Here is a 15,683-nt window from a genome sequence, read left to right on the forward strand (position 1 = left end):
CCTGTACCCACTCCTCTGGCATCTTGCCCCCCTCCAAGTTACGGACGCGGACGATGAATCACCGCAGACACAGCTTGTTGGAGGCGAAGGGACCGGCTCAGCGCGCACGGGGGGCGCGGGAGGGGCACAGACGGCGCGTTCCGAGACCGCTGGGAAACGAGGGGCGGGTGTTGGTCGGGAGGAGACCGCCGTAGCCGATATGGAACTTGTTGCTGCCCTAACGGGAAGGCTCTCTCGAAACGTCACTTGCGCGCCGAGTGAACCCTCCGTGTCGCGAAGGGATACGACTCAACCCGCTGAACGAACGGATCCCACAAGAACAGGATCAGTCCGCCCGGCGGACTGCCAAAACCCAGCACCGCTCACGGAACCTCATCTCGTTCCGTACCTCATGACGTCCGAAGGTCAGGAAACGGGGAACCAGACCGACAGACGCTTGGCAATGGCCGGTACATCGACGTTGTCCTGCGCGACGTCCTCGACGAACGGACCGGCAATGGAGGCAGGTGGTGGGACGGTACTGGCGCCGACGCCATTGAGCCGCAGGAAGACACGCATGGCGAGCCAGGCGGTGCGCTTGTTGCCGTCGATCAGCGCATGATTGCGGGCAATGGAGTGCAGCAGTGCCGCGCCCTTCTCGTGCAGCGTGGGATAGAGCTCGGTCCCGAACACATTGGCCCGGGGCCGTTCGATCGCTGACACCAGAAGCCCCATGTCACGCACGCTGTGCTCCGTGCCGTTGACCTTGCGAGCAATGGCCAGGATCTCGTCGATCTGGATGTAACGCACCTCGGTCACTTCAGGTAGTCCAGGATCTCCGCATCGCTGTCCATCAGCTCGGCCAAGACGTCATCGACCCTCAGCTCGGCCCGATTCTGGGCCTCTCGGATGGCTTCGATGGCGAGTTCCTGCTTGCTGCGGCGCTCACGACTGGCACGCTCGGTGAGCTTCGCGTCAAGGTCGTCGGGGAGCCGGAGTGTCATCGCCATACAGCCATGATACCGGACTGGTATCTAGGTGGCTAGGTGATACCAGCCACTCGAGACGAGACCTCGGACCACGGCGTCTGTGGCCCTGACGGGCCACGCTCTCGGATCCAAGGAGTGACGGGCTCGATGGAATCTCGCGTCGCCGCTGGGACGGTACAGCGGGGCCGCCGGTAGTGGAGTCCTTGCCCCATGCCGGTGGTCCAGTCCGCACAGCCCCCAGGCGGGGGGCGTGAAGTTCGGGCTTCCGTTTCGAGCGTCATCTGAGCGTCAAAAGTTTCCGAACGAGACCCTGAAGGCGTCGCCGGTGCAAGCGCCTCCCTCATGAACACGCAGGTCAGCCGGCCTACAAGGGCCGATCCGTCAGCTCGACCCGCCACACGGAGGAAAACAGGTCAAGCACCCCACCCGGACCGCGAAATCGCAGGTCACACACCCTTTGCAGCAGGCTCCAGCACCGCCACCGTCTCGAAGTGGTGCGTCATCGGGAAGAGGTCGAAGGCGCGGACGAAGCGGGGCTTGTAGCCGGCGTCGGCGAAGTATTTGAGGTCTCGGGCGAGGGCGGCGGGGTCGCAGGCGACGTAGGCGATGCGGCGGGGGCCGAGGGCGGCGAGCTGCTGGACGGTGCGCTTGCCCGCGCCGGCGCGGGGCGGGTCGAGCACGACGATGTCGGCCTCGGTGATGCCGGTGCGGGGCAGGACCTGGTCGACCTTGCCGTGTTCGATGCGGACCCGGTCGAGGTCGGCGAGGTTGTGGCGGGCGTCCTCGACGGCGCGCTTGTCGGACTCGATGCCCAGGACGGCGCCCTGGTCGCCGATGCGGTCGGCGATCGCGCCGGCGAAGAGGCCGACGCCGCAGTACAGGTCGAGTGCCATCTCGCCCTTGCGCGGCGTGAGGCCGCGCATCACCGCGTCGACGAGCATCTCGGCGGCCTGCGGGTGGACCTGCCAGAAGCCGCCGCCGCCGACGCGCCAGGTGCGGCCGTCGGCCCGTTCGCGGACGAAGGGCCGTCCGTGCACGCGGTGGATGGCCTGGTCCTTCTCGCCGACGCGCAGCACCGAGACGGGCTGGTCGAGTTCGACGATCGGCAGCCGGCCGCCGGGGCGCGGCGTGAGCACGACCTGGCGGTCGTGGGAGCCGACGGCGGCGATGGCGTCGACGGACTCGATCTGCGGCCACTCGCGTTTCTCGATGCCCAGTGCGGAGATCTCGGGTGCGGCGATCAGGCAGCGGTCGATCGGCTCGACCTCGTGGGAGCGGTGGCGGCGCAGGCCGGCGCGCCCCGCCTCGTCGACCGCGTACTGGACGCGGGTGCGCCAGCCGGGGACCTCACCTGCGGGCAGCTTGTCGCCGGGGGCGGGCTCGACGGTGCCGTCCCACTTGACGTCCTCGGGGGTGAGCCCGGCGAGACGGGCGAGTTGCTCGGTGAGCACGTCGGCCTTCAGCCGCCGCTGCGCGCCGGGCTTCGCGTGCTGCCAGTCGCAGCCGCCGCACTTGCCGGGGCCGGCGAAGGGGCAGGGCGCCTCGACGCGGTCCTTGGACGGTTCGAGGATGTCCACGGCGTCGGCGCGCAGGAAGCGGGACTCGGCGTGGCCCTCGGTGACGCGGGCGGTGACGCGCTCGCCGGGCAGGGCGTGGCGGACGAACAGCACGCGGCCTTCGGCGGTGCGGGCGACGAAGTGTCCCCCGTGGGCGACCGGGCCGATCTCCACCTCGTACTCCTGGCCGACCAGCGATTCGGCGGCGGTCTCGGTCATGCGGGGTGACTCCAGGAGTACGAGGGGTGCCCGGCGCACGCACAGGGGTGCGCGACGGGCGAAAGGACGGCAGCCTTCCACTCTACTGCGCGTAGGCGGCACCCGCGCACACGCCCGAGCACCGCACCGCCCCACCCCGCAAAGTGACGCACAAGCGACGCATGTTGCGGGCGCCCCGGGGCTGGCTGAGGATGGCGGGTGACGCGTGTCCCCTGCTCGAAGGAGGCGTCCGCACGTGGCGGGAAGCGGAGACGGTGACGCAGACGCGAGCCCGGAGGCGATCGGCACGGAAGCGGGCCCCGGCAGGCTCTGCCTGGTCACCGGGGCCACCGGATACGTCGGCGGGCGGCTGGTGCCGGAGCTGCTGGCGGCCGGGTACCGGGTGCGCTGCCTGGCCCGCACGCCGTCGAAGCTGCGGGACCACCCGTGGGCGGACCGGGTGGAGGTCGCGACCGGGGACGTGACGGACGAGGCCTCCGTCCGGGAGGCGATGCAGGACGTGGACGTCGCCTACTACCTGGTGCACGGCCTGAGCGGCGGCAGGGACTTCGAGGAGACGGACGGGCGCGCGGCCCGCGTCTTCGGCCGCCGGTGCAAGGCCGCCGGGGTCGGCCGGATCGTGTACCTGGGCGGTCTGACGCCGGCCGGGGTGCCGGAGTCGGAGCTGTCGCCGCACCTGCGTTCCCGTGCCGAGGTGGGGCGCATCCTGCTGGACTCGGGGGTGTCGACGGCGGCGCTGCGGGCGGCGGTGATCATCGGATCAGGTTCGGCTTCGTTCGAGATGCTGCGGTACCTCACCGAGCGGCTGCCGGTGATGGTGACGCCGAGCTGGGTGGGCACCCGGGTCCAGCCGATCGCCATCCGGGACGTGCTGCGGCTGCTGGTGGGCTGCGCCGAGCTGCCCGGTGACGTGAGCCGCAGCTTCGACGTCGGGGGGCCCGACGTGCTGACGTACCGGGACATGATGCAGGGCTACGCCCGGGTGGCCGGGCTGCCGCGGCGGCTCATCGTGCCGGTGCCCGTGCTCACGCCCCGGCTGTCGAGCCACTGGATCGGCCTGGTCACGCCGGTGCCGCGGGCCATCGCCAGGCCGCTGGCGGAGTCGCTGCGGCACGAGGTGGTGTGCACCGAGCGGGACATCGAGCGGTACGTGCCTCCGCCACCGGAGGGGTCCCTGAACGTGCGGCGTGCGCTGGAACTGGCGTTGCAGCGCATCCAGGACGCCGAGGTGGTGACGCGCTGGTCATCCGCCGCGCTGCCGGGCGCACCCAGTGACCCGCTGCCGACCGACCCGGACTGGGCGGGCGGCAGCCTCTACAGCGACCGCAGGCGGCGGTTGGTGCGGGCGTCGCCGCAGGCGCTGTGGTCGGTGGTGGAGGGTATCGGCGGTGAGAACGGCTGGTACTCGTTCCCCCTGGCGTGGGCGCTGCGCGGCTGGCTGGATCGTGCGGTCGGCGGGGTCGGCCTGCGGCGCGGACGGCGGGACGCGTCCCGTCTGCGCGTGGGCGACTCGCTGGACTTCTGGCGGGTGGAGGAGATCGACCGGGGCTCCCTGCTGCGGCTGCGGGCGGAGATGCGGCTGCCGGGCCTGGCCTGGCTGGAGCTGCGGGTGACGCGGGACGAGAACGGCCGCACGAGCTACGAGCAGCGGGCCCTGTTCCACCCGCACGGACTGGCCGGGCACCTGTACTGGTGGAGTGTGAGCCCGTTCCACGCGGTGGTGTTCGGCGGCATGGCCCGCAACATCGCGTCGGCGGCGGAGAAGCAAGGCGCGCGGCGGCCTGGCGGTGACGGGACCGGCGCCGACCAGACCGGCGGCGACCGAGCCGGGGCCGACAGCCGCCGCGCGCGGCAGGCGGGCCGGGCGGCAGGCTGAGGCGGGCCGCTCGGCGAACAGACCGAAAGGGCAGACCCCCTCGCCGGCGGCGACCGAGCCGGGGCCGACAGCCGCCGCGCGCGGCAGGCGGGCCGGGCGGCAGGCTGAGGCGGGCCGCTCGGCGAACAGACCGAAAGGGCAGACCCCCTCGGGCACCTCCGGCTCTGGTCACTCCCGCGTCCACCGGTAGCCGGGGTGACACTCGCGCTTCGCGAGTCGCCCTTCACTGGTTTCCTGCATCCGCTGTCCTAGGTTGCTGGAGACCGTTGAACGCTGGCCAGGGCCGCGTCGGCCCTCCCCGCCTCCCCATGGGAGGGCCGACGCCTGTCCGCGTCCCAACCTGGGGTCCGGCCGTCGCTCCGCTCGGGACTGCCGAGTACCTCCCGCCTACCCCGCTGCTGCACGTGCCCGGGCGGCCTTGTCAGTGCGGGGTCACATACTGCCTTCCATTGAAGAGCTGACAAGGGGGCAGTTATGCGGACGGTGTACGACGGTGAGCTGAACGTCTGCTACAGGCAGTTCTACGTGGATAGCCGCCTCGGCCTTCCGGCCGAGGACATCGCGCACTGTGCCGGTCAGAGCAACGGGCTGTGCGGGGCCGCGAACCCCGGCATCCTGTTCCTGACGACGGGTCTGCACGCGGGACGTGTGGGCCTGTTGGTGGAGGTCCACGAGACCGAGCCACCCCTGGATGACCAGTGGGAGGAGATCGTCGAGGTCTCCTTCCGTCCTGCGTCCGCGGAGACCGCCGTCGTGCCGTGGGGTGACGGCGCGATCTGCTCGCTCGATCTTCCCGTCACCGACTACCGGGTTCGCTACTGCGGACGAGGCATGGATGTGACACCGGACGACGAGCTCTCCGTCCTGGACGGAGGCCCCGTGGTCGATCACTACCTGCTGCAGTTGTGGCCGGCCAAGCCGGCTGCGGATTGCGTGATCAAGCAGACGACGCGGAGCGCCGCATACTGGCATGACCACGCCCGCACTCTGCCGCCCCCCGCCCGGGCCCGCGAAACGCGCCGAGGCCGAGCGCCTTCGACGTGAGGTGGAAGAGACGATCGTCCATGAGGCGGAGCGGCGAGCGGAAGCAGGCGACTGGGGCGGGCGGGCGCCGAGCCCGAAGCTGCGCGAGGTCGGCGGCAACAAGTGGGGCCTCAGCTCCCTAGACCGTGACCTGGTGGATGCTGTGAACAGCGCCGATGCGGCCACCCAGCGAGTCATCGCCCGGTGGGCCGTCAGCTACGCCGTCGCCAGGGCTGAACTCCATACGTTCTATACCTTCGCGCGCGCCATCCGGGCGCTGCGGGTTGGCGAGGAGATACCGGTCCCCCTCGGCGACCGGGCGGAGGTCTGGGAGTGGTTCTTCGCCCAGAGGAACCTGCCGCACACCTTCGTACGCCCTTTGCACGGTTCCGGGGGTGAGGTGTTGCAGCAGGCCATGGCGGTGATCGCGCTGTTCGCCGCAGTCCAGAAGGACCCGCTGCGTGCCAGCTCAAACTGAGGTTGGAAAGAACTCAGTGGCGGCCGGAGTGCGACCCCCGGGCCGTCGGCGGGGCCGCAGGCGATGGCGTCGGCGGTCAGGTGCCGCAGGCCGCCCGCCGAGGCGCTCAGCTGCGCAGGTGGTCCAGTTCGTCGTTGACGGCGGCCAGGAAGCGGGCGGCGACGCGGAGCTCGGCCTCGCTGAAGCGCACCCGGGCAGCCTCGGTACCGCGGGCGAGCGGACCGAAGTACTCCCGGGCCACCTGGCGTCCGCGTCCGGCGTAGCGCAGGTGGATCACGCGGCGGTCGCCGGGGTCGCGTTCACGGCGGACGTGCCCGGCGCGTTCCAGGCGGTCCAGGCAGGCGGTGACGGCTCCCGAGGTGATGTTGAGGCGTTCACGCAGCACGCCGGGGGTGACGGGCTCGCCGGGGTCGCTGTCGAGGATCGCGATGAGTGCCTGCACGTCGGTGGTGTGCAGGCCGTGGGCGTGGGCGAACTCGTGGGCGATGCGGTTGAACTCGCCGTTCATGTGGCGCAGCAGGACGGCGAACGCCTGGAGGTCCGTCGGGACGTCCTCGGTCCGCTCGCCCTCGGTCCGCTCGCCCTCGGCATGCTCGTCTTCGGCAGGGCCTCGGGGCTGACCGCCCCCGCCACGGTCTGTGTCGCGCACCCTCCCACGATATACATGGTTCAATCATTGAGATTCTTTTTCATTGAGCTAAGTGGCCGCCGAAGGCGTGCCCGTGCACCTTCCCTGGGGAGCCGATGACCACCGCACCGCGCCGCGTCCGCTGGCTGATTCCCATCGTGCTGCTGATCGCCTGGCTGGGAGTCGGGGGTGGCCTCGGGCCGTTCGCCGGCAAGCTCGGCGAGGTGTCGACGAACGACCAGGCCGCGTTCCTGCCGCAGAGCGCCGAGTCGACGAAGGTCAACGAGGCGCAGCAGGGGTTCCGCGACGACTCCTCGGTTCCGGCGGTCGTCGTGTGGGTCGCCGAGGACGGCCGCGTGACCGAGGCCCAGCAGGGCGCGGCCACACAGGCCTTGGCCGGGCTGCGGGACGCCGAGTGGAGTGCGGGTGAGGTCTCCCCCGCACTGCCCTCCGAGGACGGCGAGGCGCTGCAGGGGGTCGTGCAGCTCGCCGGCGACCTGGGTGAGGAGGCCGGGGAGCCGCTGGAGGAGATCCGCAAGGCGGCCGAGGCGGTGCCGGGCACCGAGGTGTACATCGGCGGACCGGCCGCCACCCAGGCCGACCTGGGCGAGGCGTTCGCGGGCATCGACGGGCTGCTGCTGGGCGTGGCGCTCAGCGTGGTGCTGCTGATCCTGCTGCTGGTCTACCGCAGTGTGCTGCTGCCGCTGGTCATCATCATGGGATCGGTGTTCGCGCTGGCACTGGCCTGCGCGGTGGTCTACGTGCTGGCCGACCGGGACGTGCTGCGGGTGGACGGGCAGGTGCAGGGCATCCTGTTCATCCTCGTCATCGGTGCCGCCACCGACTACGCGCTGCTGCTGACGGCGCGGTTCCGCGAGGAGCTGGCCGTGCCGGGCAGCGACCGGTTCGCGGCCGTGGTGGCAGCGGTGCGCCGGTCCTTCGGCGCGATCAGCGCGAGCGCGGCGACCGTCGCGCTGGGCCTGCTCGCGCTGCTGCTGAGCGATCTGACGAACAACCGGGCGCTCGGCCCGGTGGGGGCGATCGGCATCGTCTGCGCGGTGCTGAGCGTGCTGACCTATCTCCCGGCGGCGCTGGTGCTGCTGGGCCGGGTCGCCTACTGGCCGGCGAAGCCCCGGCCCGCCGAGGACCCGGGCACACCCGGGGAGAAGCCTTCGGGCGTGTGGGGCCGGGTGGCGGCGCTGGTGGACCGGTCGCCGCGCCGCGTGTGGGTGACGTCGCTGGTGGCGCTGGCCGCGTGTGCCGCGTTCTCGCCGATGCTGAAGTCCGACGGCGTGCCACTGAAGGAGATCTTCGTCAACGACGCGCCGTCGGTGACCGCCCAGGAGCGGCTCGCCGAGCACTTCCCCGGCGGTTCGGGCAATCCCGCGGTGATCATCGCCGACGCCGGCCGGGTCGAGGAGGTGACGGCTGCCGCGGGGAGCACCGACGGCGTGGCCGACGCCGCGCCCGTCACGGCCGGCGGACGGCCCGGCGGCGAGCCGCTGGTGGTGGACGGCAAGGTGCGGATCGACGCGACGCTTGAGGACGCGGCAGACAGCGACGCGGCGAAGCAGACCGTGCTGCGGTTGCGGGACGCGGTGCACGAGGTGCCGGACGGCGACGCGCTGGTCGGCGGCTACACCGCGCAGCAGTACGACACCCAGACGACCGGGGAGCGGGACCGGATGGTCATCGCACCGGTGGTGCTGCTGATCATCCTGCTGATCCTGGTGTGGCTGCTGCGGTCCCTGGTGATGCCGGTGATCCTGGTGGCGACGGTGGCGCTCAACTTCCTCGCCACCCTGGGCGTCGCCGCGCTCGTCTTCCGCTACGGCTTCGGCTTCACGGGCACCGACGCGTCCGTGCCGCTCTACGGGTTCGTGTTCCTGGTCGCGCTGGGCGTCGACTACAACATCTTCCTGATGACCAGGGTCCGCGAGGAGACGCTGGTGCACGGCACCCGGGTCGGGGTGCTGCGCGGCCTGACGGCGACCGGCGGTGTGATCACCTCCGCGGGTGTGGTGCTCGCGGCGACGTTCGCCGCGCTGGTGGTCATCCCGCTCGCGTTCCTGGTGCAGATCGCCTTCATCGTGGCGTTCGGCGTGCTGCTGGACACCCTGGTGGTGCGGTCGCTGCTGGTGCCCGCACTGGTCCGGGACGCCGGGCCGGTGGTGTGGTGGCCGAGCGCGCTGCGCCACCGCGGCGACCCGCATCCGGCGGCGGGCGGCGCGGGGGCTGCGGCTCGCGGTGGTGGCCCCGGCGCGGCCGAGCGGGACCGGGGTGCGGCCGGTCAGGGCGGCGCCGGGTAGCGTGGGTGTTTCGCCGTTCACCAGCCCCGGCCCCAGGCCGGGGGAAGAGGGTGGGCGGTTTATGCCCAGGTGATCGCAGCAGGGGAAGGTGTGGGGTAACAGCCTCATGCACATCGTCATCATGGGGTGCGGCCGCGTCGGAGCCGCACTCTCCAAGACCCTGGAGAACCAGGGCCACACCGTCGCGGTGATCGACCAGGACCCGACCGCCTTCCGGCGGCTCGGGTCCGGGTTCGGTGGACGCCGGGTCACCGGTGTCGGATTCGACCAGGACACGCTCCGGGAAGCCGGGATCGAGGACGCGGGCGCGTTCGCCGCGGTGAGCAGCGGCGACAACTCCAACATCATCGCGGCCCGGGTGGCACGAGAGATGTTCGGCGTGGACAACGTGGCCGCGCGCATCTACGACCCGCGGCGGGCCGAGGTCTACCAGCGGCTGGGCATTCCGACGGTGGCGACCGTGCGGTGGACCGCCGACCAGATGCTGCGGCGGCTGCTCCCCTCGGGCGCCGAGCCGTTGTGGCTGGACCCGACCGGCGGGGTGCAGCTGGCCGAGGTGCACATCTCCCCCAGCTGGGTGGGCCACCGGGTCAGCAGGCTCCAGCAGGAGTCCGGCACCCGGATCGCCTTCATCACCCGGATGGGCGAAGCGATGCTGCCGGACAGCGGCACCGTGCTCCAGGAAGGTGACCTGGTGCACGCACTGATGCGCTGCGACCAGGTGGGCGACGTGGAGGCGGCGTTCGACCGCGGCCCCGAGGAGGCATCGTGAGCGGGAACCGCCGCGGGTCCGCGCGCGAGAAGCGGGAGGTCCAGCCGTGAGGGTGGCCATTGCTGGAGCGGGAGCGGTCGGCAGGTCGATCGCCGCCGAGCTGCTGGAGAACGGGCACGAGGTGCTGCTCATCGACAAGGCCCCCACGGCCATCTCGGTGGAGCGGGTGCCGCAGGCCGAGTGGCTGCTGGCGGACGCCTGCGAGATCACCTCGCTCGACGAGGCGGCACTGCAGCGCTGCAACGTGGTGATCGCCGCGACCGGTGACGACAAGGTCAACCTCGTGGTGTCGCTGCTCGGCAAGACCGAGTACGGCGTGCCCCGGGTGGTGGCCCGCGTCAACAACCCGAAGAACGAGTGGCTGTTCAACGAGGCGTGGGGCGTGGACGTCGCCGTGTCCACGCCGCGTCTGATGTCGGCGCTCGTCGAGGAGGCCGTCAGCGTCGGCGACCTGGTGCGCCTGATGCGGTTCAGCCAGGGCGACGCCAACCTGGTCGAGCTGACCCTGCCGCCCGAGGCGGCCCTGGCCGGTACCCGGGTGGGTGACGTGGACTGGCCGGAGGACACCGCGCTCGTCACCATCATCCGCGGAGCCCGGGTGCTCAAGCCCGGCCCCGAGGAGACGCTGGCCGCCGGGGACGAGCTGCTGTTCGTCGCCGCGCAGGACCGGGAGGAGCAGTTGGAGGATTTGCTGTCGGTCGTCCGTGAGGACGGCGAGGAGCATCCGCGGAACGGTTCCGGCACGGACCGCCGCGGCTGACCCCGTCCGGCTGCGGCGCCCGCCGCGGCCCGCACGACCCGCACATGCGAGGAGGGAGCGCCTCCGGTGAGATCCGGAGGCGCTCCCTCCTCGTATGTGCGGCGGTGCCCGGCGGGACGCGGGCGGGATCAGCCGGGGCGGTGCGGGGTGTCGGGGTGGCGGTCGTCGCCTGCGGCGGCGATGCGCCGCTCGGTCTCGGCGGTGACCTCGCGGGCCACCACGTCCATCAGCTGCGGGCCGTCGGCGGCCTCCCACGTCTCCTGGGCGCGCTTCTCGCGCTTCTCCGCCTCCTCCTCGGCCTCCATCTCCGCGAACACGTCGATCGGCGGCGGGGCCTTGGCGAGGAAGATCCAGGTCAGGTACACGCACAGCAGGAACGGCGGAATCCCCAGCGCCACGCGCAGCCAGCCCAGTTGGGTGGCGTCGCCCCAGAAGTAGATGGGGAAGGTGATGCAGGACTTGGCCAGCAGGATCAGGCCCCAGGCGTAACTGGACTTGACGTAGGCGCGCTTGCGGCCGGGGTTGCGGGTCCGCCAGGAGAGGTTCTCCTTGAACACCGGGCCCAGGATCAGGCCCAGCAGCGGCCAGCCCGCCATGGCGCTGCCCAGGTAGGCCACGGCCAGGCCGAGGGTGTAGATCATGCCCGGCAGGAAGAAGTTCTTCGCGTCACCGGACATCATGGCGAACACCGCGCCGATGGCGACGCCGAAGACGCCGCTGAAGGCGTGCTTGACGGTGTCCTTCCGGGCGAGCCTGGCCAGCCCCATGACGGCGGAGAGCCCGAGCGCCGCGATGGCCGAGAAGTGCAGGTCCCGGTTGATCGTGTAGCTCAGCACGAACACCAGGCCGGGGACGGTGGTCTCCACCATTCCGCGAACGCCGCCGAACGCTTCGAGGAAGGCGGCCTTGGTCACCTCCGTGTCGGCCGTCGGTGACTCGGTGTCCGCGGAGGGCTTGTCGAGTGAGGTCACCCGTTACTCCTGTCCCAGGGATCGCAGCTCGTACTTGGGGTTGAACAGCACGGGCCGGCCGCGGTTCATGGCGACCCGGCCCGACGCGATCAGCGTACGGCCCGGCTCGACCCCCGCGATCGCACGCCGTCCGAGCCAGACGACGTCCAGCGACGCGGAACCGTCGAAGAGCTCCGCCTCCAGCGCGGGGACGCCGGCCCGAGGTCGGAGTGTAACGCTGCGCAGCGTTCCGGTCACTTTCACGATCTGCCGGTCACCGCAGTCGCAGATCCGGGTGCAGCCCGCCGTGTCGTTGCGCGTCGGCTCGTCCTCGACCGGCTCGTCCTCGGTGGAGAACCGGTCGAGGAAGCGCCGTATCTTTCCAGGCCGTTTCGACGGCCTCGGGGCACCGCTCATGTCGGCCAGCGTACCCGGGTGGCGGAGCGCCGCGGACGGTCAGGACGTCACCGTTCGAAGCGGTAGCCCATGCCGGGCTCGGTGATGAAGTGCCTGGGGTGGGACGGGTCGGCCTCCAGCTTGCGGCGGAGCTGCGCCATGTAGACCCGGAGGTAGTTGGTCTCCGACCCGTACGAGGGACCCCAGACCTCGCGCAGCAGCTGCTTCTGGCTGACCAGCCGCCCGGTGTGGCGGACCAGGACCTCCAGCAGGTGCCACTCGGTCGGGGTGAGGCGGACGTCACGGCCGGCCCGGTGCACCTTCTTCGCCGCCAGGTCCACGCTGAACGTGCCGGTCTCGACCACGGCGGTGTCTCCGGCTGCGGGCGCCGGCTCCGCCCGCCGTACCGCGGCACGCAGCCGGGCCAGCAGCTCGTCCATGCCGAAGGGCTTGGTGACGTAGTCGTCGGCGCCCGCGTCGAGCGCTTCGACCTTCTCGTCGGAGGAGTGCCGTGCGGACAGCACCAGGATGGGCACCCGCGTCCAGCCCCGGATGCCGCGGATGACGTCGACGCCGTCCATGTCGGGCAGGCCGAGGTCGAGGATCACCACGTCGGGCCGCCGCTCGGCGGCCAGCTTCAGGGCGGTCGCGCCGTCCGGCGCGGTGTCCACCTCGTACCGGCGGGCACGCAGGTTGATCACCAGCGCCCGGACGAGCTGCGGTTCGTCGTCGACCACGAGCACTCGGTGCATGGCGGTTGCTTCCTTCGGCTCTCTGAGCGGTTCGTGAGCGGGGCTGCGCGGCGTCAGGTGGTGGACGTGGAGAGTTCCGGTGCGAGCGGCGGGCGGGTGGGTCCGGCACGCAGCGTGAGGACCATCGTCATGCCGCCGCCGGGGGTGTCCTCGGCCTCCAGGGTCCCGCCCATCGCCTCGGCGAAGCCACGGGCCACTGCGAGGCCCAGGCCGACCCCGACGCCCCGCGGCACGTCGCCGTACCGCTGGAACGGTTCGAAGATGCGGGCCTTGTCGCTGTCGGGCACCCCGGGGCCGCGGTCGGTGACCCGCAGCTCCACCCGGTGGTGCAGGGCGCTCGCGGAGACCTTGACCCGCTCGCCGGGCGGACTGTACTTGACGGCGTTCTCCACCACGTTGGCCACCGTGCGCTCCAGCAGCCCCGGGTCGACGGCGACCATGGGCAGCGCCTCGGGCACGTCCAGGAGCACGCTGCCCTCGGGCACCCCGCCCAGCGCCTTGGGCACCACCTCGTCGAGGTCGATCTCACGGATGAGGGGGGCGACCGTGCCCGTGTGCAGGCGCGACATGTCGAGCAGGTTGCCCACCAGGTGGTCGAGCCGGTCGGCGCCGTCCTCGATGCCCTCCAGCAGGTCCGCCTCGTCCTCCGGCGACCAGGCCACGTCGTCCGCCCGCAGCGAGGTGACGGCGGCCTTGATGGCGGCGAGCGGCGTGCGCAGGTCGTGGCTGACGGCGGCGAGCAGCGCGGTGCGGATGCGGTTGCCCTCCGCCAGGGCTCGGGCCTGCGCGGCCTCACCCTCCAGCCGCTGGCGGTCCAGCACGCCCACCGCCTGCGCGGCGAACGCCGCCAGCACCCGGCGGTCCTCGGCGGGCAGGACCCGCCCGGCCAGCACAAGCATCATGTGGTCGCCGACCGGCATGTCCACCTCACCGTCCTCCGGGCGCCGCATCGGGCGCCCGTCGGCGGGGGCGCCGACACCGCCCACGCAGGTCCACGGGCCGCCGTCGCCGGGGCGTTCCAGCAGGGCGACGGCGTCCATCGCGAAGGTCTCCCGGACGCGTTCCAGCAGCGCTTCGAGCGAGTCGTCGCCGCGCAGCACGCTGCCGGCGAGGGCGGCGAGGATGCCCGACTCGGCGCGCAGCCGGGCGGCCTGCCGGGACCGGCGCACCGCCAGGTCAACCACGGAGGCCACCGCAACGGACACGAAGAAGAAGATCAGCAGGGAGACCACGTTGCGCGGGTCGGTGATGGTCCAGGTGTGCACCGGGTCGGCGAACCAGTAGTTGAGCAGGGCCGAGCACAGCACGGCCGACACCAGCGCCGGCAGCACACCGCCCACCAGCCCGGCGGCGACGGCCATCGCCAGGAAGACCAGAACGGTGTTGGCGAAGCCGATGCCCGGCTGGAGGACGAGCAGCAGCGGCGTGGTGAGGGCCGGCAGCCCGAGCGCGGTGAGCCAGCCGGCGGCGGTCCGCCACCGCCCCGGGCGGGCGCCGCGCGACCCGGGCAGGCCGCGGCCCCGGGCGACCTCGTCGTGCGTGACGATGTGCACGTCCAGGTCGGTGCCGGAGTGGCGGGCCACGGTCGCTCCGACGCCCGGTCCGAAGACGTACTGCCAGGACCGGCGGCGGCTCGACCCGAGCACGATCTGCGTGGCGTCGACACCGCGGGCGAAGTCCAGCAGCGCGTCGGAGACCTCGTCGCCGATGACGTGGTGGAAGGTGCCGCCGAGGTCCTCCACCAGGGTGCGCTGTACGGCCAGTTCCCGGGGGGAGGCGGGGCGCAGGCCGTCGGCGCGGGCGATGTGCACGGCGAGGAGTTCGCTGCCGGAGCTCCTGGCCGCCATGCGCGCGGCGCGGCGCACCAGGGTGCGGCCCTCGGGGCCTCCGGTGAGGCCGACGACGATGCGTTCCCTGGCCCGCCAGGTGGAGCGGATGGAGTGCTCGCTGCGGTACTGCTGGAGGTACTCGTCGGCACGGTCGGCGGTCCACAGCAGGGCCAGTTCGCGCAGCGCTGTGAGGTTGCCGGGGCGGAAGTAGTTCGACAGCGCGGCGTCGACCTTGTCGGGGCTGCAGACGTTGCCGTGCGCGAGGCGGCGGCGCAGCGCCTGCGGGGTCATGTCGACCAGTTCGACCTGCTCGGCCCGCCGCACCACCTCGTCGGGCACCGTCTCGGGCTGCCGCACGCCGGTGATGCCCTCGACGACGTCGCCGAGTGACTCCAGGTGCTGGATGTTGACGGTGGAGATCACGTCCACGCCGGCGTTCAGCAGTTCGTCGACGTCCTGCCAGCGTTTGCGGTGGCGGGCGCCGGGGGCGTTGGTGTGGGCGAGTTCGTCGACCAGCGCGACGGCGGGGTCCCGCCGCAGCACCGCCTCGACGTCGAGCTCCTCGACGGTCGTACCGCGGTGCGGGTGGCGGCGGCCCGGTATGCGCTCCAGGCCGGGCAGCAGCGCCTCGGTGCGGGCCCTGCCGTAGCACTCGACGGCGGCCACCACCACGTCGGTGCCGCGTTCCTGCCTGCGGTGCGCCTCGGACAGCATGGCGTAGGTCTTGCCCACCCCCGGTGCCGCGCCCAGATAGATCCGCAGCCTGCCTCGTCCAGCCATGGGTCCATTCTGACCACTCGAACGTGCGACCGGCTGCCGGGCTGCCGGCTCGGCGGTCAGAGCCGGGACAGGGCGCGCAGGAGGACGACGGCCAGCACGCCGACCAGGACTGCGGCGGCGACCAGTGCCACATCGGCCATGGTGACTCCTCGGCGGGGCGGTTCACGCCGGACGCCCACCCGAGCGCCGGCGGGGACGGTCGGCCCCCGCCCGCCATCACACCGCACCACCGGGCGGCTCCGGCCGCTGTTGACGGGGTCCTGACGGGCACCGGCCCGTCCTTGACGCCGTCCATACGCCGCAGCGGGCGCGGGCGCACGGCGAAGGCCGGTGAGCGCCCCGGGCAGGGGGCTCACCGGCCTCGGCCTTGGTGCGGCGCGGCAGGGG

General features: G+C 72.1%; 15 protein-coding genes. 6 read left to right on the forward strand and 9 right to left on the reverse strand.

Features of this window, described 5'->3' with window-relative positions; genetic code table 11:
* Positions 1 to 405 precede the first annotated feature (405 nt).
* The 3 genes from QNO07_RS21230 to QNO07_RS21240 form a co-directional block, all read right to left on the reverse strand.
* Positions 406 to 798, reverse strand: a complete 393-nt coding sequence (locus QNO07_RS21230; RefSeq protein WP_283993809.1) for a type II toxin-antitoxin system death-on-curing family toxin — start codon at positions 796 to 798, stop codon at positions 406 to 408.
* The gene (locus tag QNO07_RS21235; protein WP_217165866.1) at positions 795 to 989 is read right to left on the reverse strand and encodes a ribbon-helix-helix protein, CopG family; all 195 of its coding nucleotides are present in this window, start codon (positions 987 to 989) and stop codon (positions 795 to 797) included. Before QNO07_RS21235 ends, QNO07_RS21230 begins: the two co-directional genes overlap by 4 nt.
* A 425-nt stretch (positions 990 to 1,414) precedes the next feature.
* The gene (locus tag QNO07_RS21240) at positions 1,415 to 2,743 is read right to left on the reverse strand and encodes a class I SAM-dependent RNA methyltransferase (protein WP_283993810.1); all 1,329 of its coding nucleotides are present in this window, start codon (positions 2,741 to 2,743) and stop codon (positions 1,415 to 1,417) included.
* 235 nt (positions 2,744 to 2,978) lie between these two features.
* Between QNO07_RS21240 and QNO07_RS21245 the strand changes: the two genes are divergently transcribed.
* The 3 genes from QNO07_RS21245 to QNO07_RS21255 all read left to right on the forward strand — a co-directional run bounded on the left by QNO07_RS21245 (position 2,979) and on the right by QNO07_RS21255 (position 6,120).
* A complete protein-coding gene (locus QNO07_RS21245; protein ID WP_502961902.1) occupies positions 2,979 to 4,619 on the forward strand; it encodes an SDR family oxidoreductase in 1,641 nt (546 codons plus the stop codon).
* Positions 4,620 to 5,093: 474 nt separating this feature from the next.
* A complete protein-coding gene (locus QNO07_RS21250; RefSeq protein ID WP_283993811.1) occupies positions 5,094 to 5,663 on the forward strand; it encodes a hypothetical protein in 570 nt (189 codons plus the stop codon).
* Between the two features lies 1 nt (position 5,664).
* Positions 5,665 to 6,120 (forward strand): hypothetical protein, encoded by a 456-nt coding sequence (locus tag QNO07_RS21255; RefSeq protein ID WP_283993812.1) that lies wholly within the window; start codon positions 5,665 to 5,667, stop codon positions 6,118 to 6,120.
* A 106-nt stretch (positions 6,121 to 6,226) separates the two neighbouring features.
* Here the strand turns inward: QNO07_RS21255 and QNO07_RS21260 are convergent, their stop codons facing one another.
* Entirely contained in the window at positions 6,227 to 6,769 is a 543-nt protein-coding gene (locus QNO07_RS21260) for a MarR family winged helix-turn-helix transcriptional regulator (RefSeq protein WP_502961903.1), read from the reverse strand.
* Positions 6,770 to 6,864: 95 nt separating this feature from the next.
* Between QNO07_RS21260 and QNO07_RS21265 the strand changes: the two genes are divergently transcribed.
* From QNO07_RS21265 to QNO07_RS21275, 3 genes are all read left to right on the forward strand, one after another.
* The gene (locus QNO07_RS21265) at positions 6,865 to 9,057 is read left to right on the forward strand and encodes an MMPL family transporter (protein WP_283993813.1); all 2,193 of its coding nucleotides are present in this window, start codon (positions 6,865 to 6,867) and stop codon (positions 9,055 to 9,057) included.
* Positions 9,058 to 9,163: 106 nt separating this feature from the next.
* The gene (locus QNO07_RS21270; RefSeq protein WP_283993814.1) at positions 9,164 to 9,829 is read left to right on the forward strand and encodes a potassium channel family protein; all 666 of its coding nucleotides are present in this window, start codon (positions 9,164 to 9,166) and stop codon (positions 9,827 to 9,829) included.
* Between the two features lie 46 nt (positions 9,830 to 9,875).
* Positions 9,876 to 10,589, forward strand: coding sequence for a potassium channel family protein (locus QNO07_RS21275; protein ID WP_283993815.1), 714 nt, complete (start codon positions 9,876 to 9,878; stop codon positions 10,587 to 10,589).
* Between the two features lie 128 nt (positions 10,590 to 10,717).
* Here QNO07_RS21275 and QNO07_RS21280 read toward each other — a convergent pair whose 3' ends face one another.
* Genes QNO07_RS21280 through QNO07_RS21300 form a run of 5 tightly spaced genes read right to left on the reverse strand, consistent with a single transcriptional unit; the run spans position 10,718 to position 15,475 of the window.
* Positions 10,718 to 11,560 carry a DUF3159 domain-containing protein gene (locus QNO07_RS21280; RefSeq protein WP_283993816.1) on the reverse strand — a complete coding sequence of 281 codons (843 nt, stop codon included), beginning with the start codon at positions 11,558 to 11,560 and terminating at the stop codon, positions 10,718 to 10,720.
* A gap of 3 nt (positions 11,561 to 11,563) precedes the next feature.
* Positions 11,564 to 11,956 carry an OB-fold nucleic acid binding domain-containing protein gene (locus tag QNO07_RS21285; RefSeq protein ID WP_283993817.1) on the reverse strand — a complete coding sequence of 131 codons (393 nt, stop codon included), beginning with the start codon at positions 11,954 to 11,956 and terminating at the stop codon, positions 11,564 to 11,566.
* Between the two features lie 47 nt (positions 11,957 to 12,003).
* Positions 12,004 to 12,687 carry a response regulator gene (locus QNO07_RS21290; RefSeq protein ID WP_283993818.1) on the reverse strand — a complete coding sequence of 228 codons (684 nt, stop codon included), beginning with the start codon at positions 12,685 to 12,687 and terminating at the stop codon, positions 12,004 to 12,006.
* A 53-nt stretch (positions 12,688 to 12,740) separates the two neighbouring features.
* Positions 12,741 to 15,296 (reverse strand): ATP-binding protein, encoded by a 2,556-nt coding sequence (locus QNO07_RS21295; RefSeq protein ID WP_283993819.1) that lies wholly within the window; start codon positions 15,294 to 15,296, stop codon positions 12,741 to 12,743.
* Positions 15,297 to 15,352: 56 nt separating this feature from the next.
* Positions 15,353 to 15,475 carry a hypothetical protein gene (locus tag QNO07_RS21300; protein ID WP_283993820.1) on the reverse strand — a complete coding sequence of 41 codons (123 nt, stop codon included), beginning with the start codon at positions 15,473 to 15,475 and terminating at the stop codon, positions 15,353 to 15,355.
* Positions 15,476 to 15,683 lie beyond the last annotated feature (208 nt).

The sequence above is a fragment of the Streptomyces sp. 549 genome, assembly GCF_030124175.1.
GTDB lineage: Bacteria > Actinomycetota > Actinomycetes > Streptomycetales > Streptomycetaceae > Streptomyces.